Origin of the sequence: Streptomyces torulosus, assembly GCF_001419765.1 — a bacterium.
Lineage (GTDB): Bacteria > Actinomycetota > Actinomycetes > Streptomycetales > Streptomycetaceae > Streptomyces > Streptomyces torulosus.
On the sequence record NZ_LIRK01000771.1, the window covers coordinates 1 to 3732 of the forward strand.

3 protein-coding genes are annotated in these 3732 nt (G+C 72.1%); all 3 read left to right on the plus strand.

Features of this window, described 5'->3' with window-relative positions:
* Positions 1–246: 246 nt before the first annotated feature.
* The gene (locus tag AOK23_RS39560; RefSeq protein WP_055717273.1) at positions 247–1593 is read left to right on the plus strand and encodes a flavin-containing monooxygenase; all 1347 of its coding nucleotides are present in this window, start codon (positions 247–249) and stop codon (positions 1591–1593) included.
* Complete coding sequence (locus tag AOK23_RS39565; protein WP_055717274.1) at positions 1590–2468, plus strand: SDR family NAD(P)-dependent oxidoreductase; 879 nt, start codon at positions 1590–1592, stop codon at positions 2466–2468. Before AOK23_RS39560 ends, AOK23_RS39565 begins: the two co-directional genes overlap by 4 nt.
* Positions 2465–3732 (plus strand): aldehyde dehydrogenase family protein (locus tag AOK23_RS39570; RefSeq protein ID WP_055717275.1); only part of this gene is annotated, 1268 nt, incomplete at its 3' end. The genes AOK23_RS39565 and AOK23_RS39570, both read left to right, overlap by 4 nt.

Sequence of the window (3732 nt, forward strand, 5' to 3'; positions counted from 1 at the left end):
TCAGGTCCGCGTCGGCCCGCCGGTACAGCTCGGCCAGGCGGGCCGACGCGGACCTGACCATCGTCAACGCGCACGACCCGATCCTGTTCGAGAAGGCACGCGCCGGGCATCCCGGCGGCCCCGCCGCTGGCCGCTGAGGCCCCCTCTTTGACCGCGAGGACCAGTTCTTCCCGCGCCGCCGCTCCGTAGGTTCCCTACAACCCCTCGACGAGGGGACCGCGAACGGCCGGACAAGGGAACTGGTTCATGGAAACAAGCCGGTACGACACATGCGTGATCGGGGCGGGGCCCGCGGGGCTGGCGGTCGCCAGGGCCCTGTCGGAGCGAAACCTGCCCTACACCCACCTCGAACGGCACACCGGGCCGGGCGGCATCTGGGACATCGACAACCCGGGCAGCCCGATGTACGAGTCGGCCCACTTCATCTCCAGCAGGACCCTCTCCGGCTTCGGCGGGTTCCCGATGCCCGACACCTTCGCGGACTACCCGCCGCACCGGCAGATCCTGTCGTACCTGACCTCCTTCGCCGACGCCTACCGGCTGACCGAGCGCATCGAGTTCGGCGTGGAGGTCGAGCACGTCGAGAAGAACGCCGACGGCACCTGGACCGTCACCCGGACCGACGGCCGGCGGACCACGCACGGCCAGGTCGTGGTCTGCACGGGCGCCCAGTGGCACCCCAACGTGCCGGAGATCCCCGGCCACTTCACCGGCGAGATCCGCCACACCGTCGGCTACCGCAGCGCGGAGGAACTGCGCGGCAAGCGGGTCCTGGTGGTGGGCGCCGGGAACTCCGGCTGCGACATCGCCTGCGACGCGGCCCGCAGCGCGGACCACGCGGTGATCAGCATGCGCCGCGGCTACTGGTTCATCCCCAAGCACCTCTTCGGCCGGCCCGTGGACACCATCGCGAGCGGCGGGCCGCACCTGCCGATGTGGCTGGCCCAGCGGGTCTTCGGCACCCTCCTGCGGCTCCTCAACGGCGACCCCACGCGCCTCGGCCTGCCGAAGCCGGACCACAAGCTGTTCGAGACGCACCCCGCGATCAACTCGCTGCTGATCCACCACCTCCAGCACGGCGACATCACCGCCCGGCCGGGGATCGCCCGCACCGAGGGCCGCACAGTCCACTTCACCGACGGCACCCACGACGACTTCGACCTGATCCTGTTGGCCACCGGATACGTCCACAAGGTGCCGGTCGCCCAGAAGTACTTCGGCGACGAACAGCACCCCGACCTGTATCTGTCCTCGTTCTCCCGCGGCCACGAGGGCCTGTTCGGCGTCGGGTTCATCGAGACCAACTCCGGCGCCTACCAGCTGTTCGACACCCAGGCCCAGCTGATCGCCGGGTACATCCACGACGCACGGCACCGGCTGCCGAACGCGGAGCGGTTCGCCCGCATGATCCGCACCGACCGCCCCGACCTGTCCGGCGGCATCAAGTTCGTCGCCTCACCCCGTCACACCGGCTACGTCGACAGCACCGCCATCGTGAAGCACCTCTCCAGGATCGCCGCCGACATGGGCTGGCGCACCGAGGGCCAGCCCCCGCCCGTGCGGTCCCCGCGACACTCGGAGGCGCTGTCATGAGCCGCTACGACTTCCACGACAAGGTCATGCTGGTGACCGGTGGCGCCGGCGGGATCGGCAGCGCCCTGTGCCATCGCTTCGCCACCGGCGGCGCCCGCTGCGTCGTCGTCGACCTCGACGAGGGCCGCGCCCGACGCGTCGCCGCCGAACTGCCCGGCACGGGCCACACCGCGCTCGCCTGCGACCTGACGGACCGGACCCAGGTCGAGCACCTCTTCGAACAGGTCGCCGACGTGTACGGCCGACTGGACGTACTGGTCAACAACGTCGGCATGACCAGCGCCGAACGCTTCGACGTCCGCAGCGTCGAGAGCATCGAGCGGGAGATCACCGTCAACCTGACGTCGCCGCTGGTCACCACCAGGATCGCCGTACCGCTGCTGCGGGCCGCGCGGGACGCCCGCGTGGTCACCACCGTCTCCCTCGGTGGGATCTTCCCCCTGGGCGAGACCCCCATCTACACGGCGTCGAAGTTCGGGCTGCGCGGCGCGATGCTCGCCATCGGCCTGGACCTCCGGAGCAAGGGCATCCTCGCCGGGTCCGTCCTGCCGTCGGCGACCGACACCCGGATGCTGCGCCAGGAAGCGGTCGACGGCGGGAACTCCCTGCAGTTCCAGGACGTCCCGCAGCAGCCCGCCGACGTCGTGGCCGCCGTGGTGAGCCTCCTCGACCGGCCCCGACTTGAGGCGTACCCCCGGCCCGGCGAGTCCCGGCTGGTGCGGCTCGCGATGCTGGTGCCGAACCTGCTGCCGAGGATGTTCCCGCTGTTCCGGCAGCGCGGCGAACGCGGCATGGCCCGCTACCTCGACGAACTGCGCCGCCGCGGACTGGCCCGGCAGGTCGACGGACGCTGGGAACTGGTGGAGGAGGCATGACCGTCGTCGAGAACACCGCCGTGCTGACCGTCGTCGACCCGGCCACCGGGGAACTGATCACCACCGTGGCCGCCACCGGCGCCGACGGCGTCGCCGAGGCCGCCGAGCGGGCCCGGCGGGTCCACGAGTCCGGCGTGTGGTCGCGGCTGCCCGTCCGGGAGCGCGCCGCGGTACTGCTGCGCCTCGCCGACCTGATGGAACGCGACACCGGGATCCTCGCCCGACTGGACAGCGAGGACGCGGGGAAGCCCGTCACGGAGTGCCTCACCGGTGATGTGCCGGGCGCCGTCGAGTCGATCCGCTGGTTCGCCGAGGCGGCCGACAAGGTCTTCGGCCGGGTCTCCGCGGGCGGACCGGACGCCCTGGGCCTGGTCACCCGGGAACCGGTCGGGGTGGTGGCGGCGATCCTGCCCTGGAACTATCCGCTCGCCATGGCCGCCTGGAAGGTCGGCCCCGCCCTCGCCGCGGGCAACTGCCTGCTGGTCAAGCCAGCCGAGGCGACCCCGCGCTCGGCCCTGCACCTGGCCCGCCTCGCCGCCGAGGCCGGCGTGCCCGACGGCGTCCTCACGGTTCTCACCGGCCACGGCTCCGTCACCGGAGCCGCCCTCGCCCGCAGCCCCCTCGTGGGCGCCCTGTCGTTCACCGGTTCCACCGCCACCGGGCGGCGCATCCTCAAGGACGCCGCCGACAGCAACTTCAAACGCGTGTCGCTGGAGATGGGCGGCAAGAGCCCCCAGGTGCTGATGGCCGACGCCCTCTCCTACGGCGACGAACTCATCGACCACATGATCGAGTCCGCGTTCCTCACGATGGGCCAGAACTGCACGGCCGGCTCCCGTGTCCTGGTGCACCGCGACATCGCCGACGAGGTGGTGGAGCGGTTCACCGCCGCAACGCGGCGCCTGGTCATCGGCCACCCGGCGGACCCCGACACCCAGGTGGGGCCGCTGATCGACCGGGCGGCCTTCGACCGGGTCGCGGCGGCGGTCGACGCCGCACGGGACGGCGGCGCCCGCGTCCACACCGGCGGCCTGCCCCACGGCCTGCCCCGGCACGGGGCCTACTACCCACCCACCGTGATCACCCGCCCGCCCGAGGGCAGCGACGTCCTCACCAAGGAACTGTTCGGCCCGGTCGTCACCGTCCAGACGTTCACCTCCGAGGACGAGGCGATACGCCTGGCCAACGCCACCGAGTACGGGCTCGCCGCGTCGGTCTGGACCCGCGACCTCGACACCGCGCTCCGCCTCGCGCGCGGCGTCGA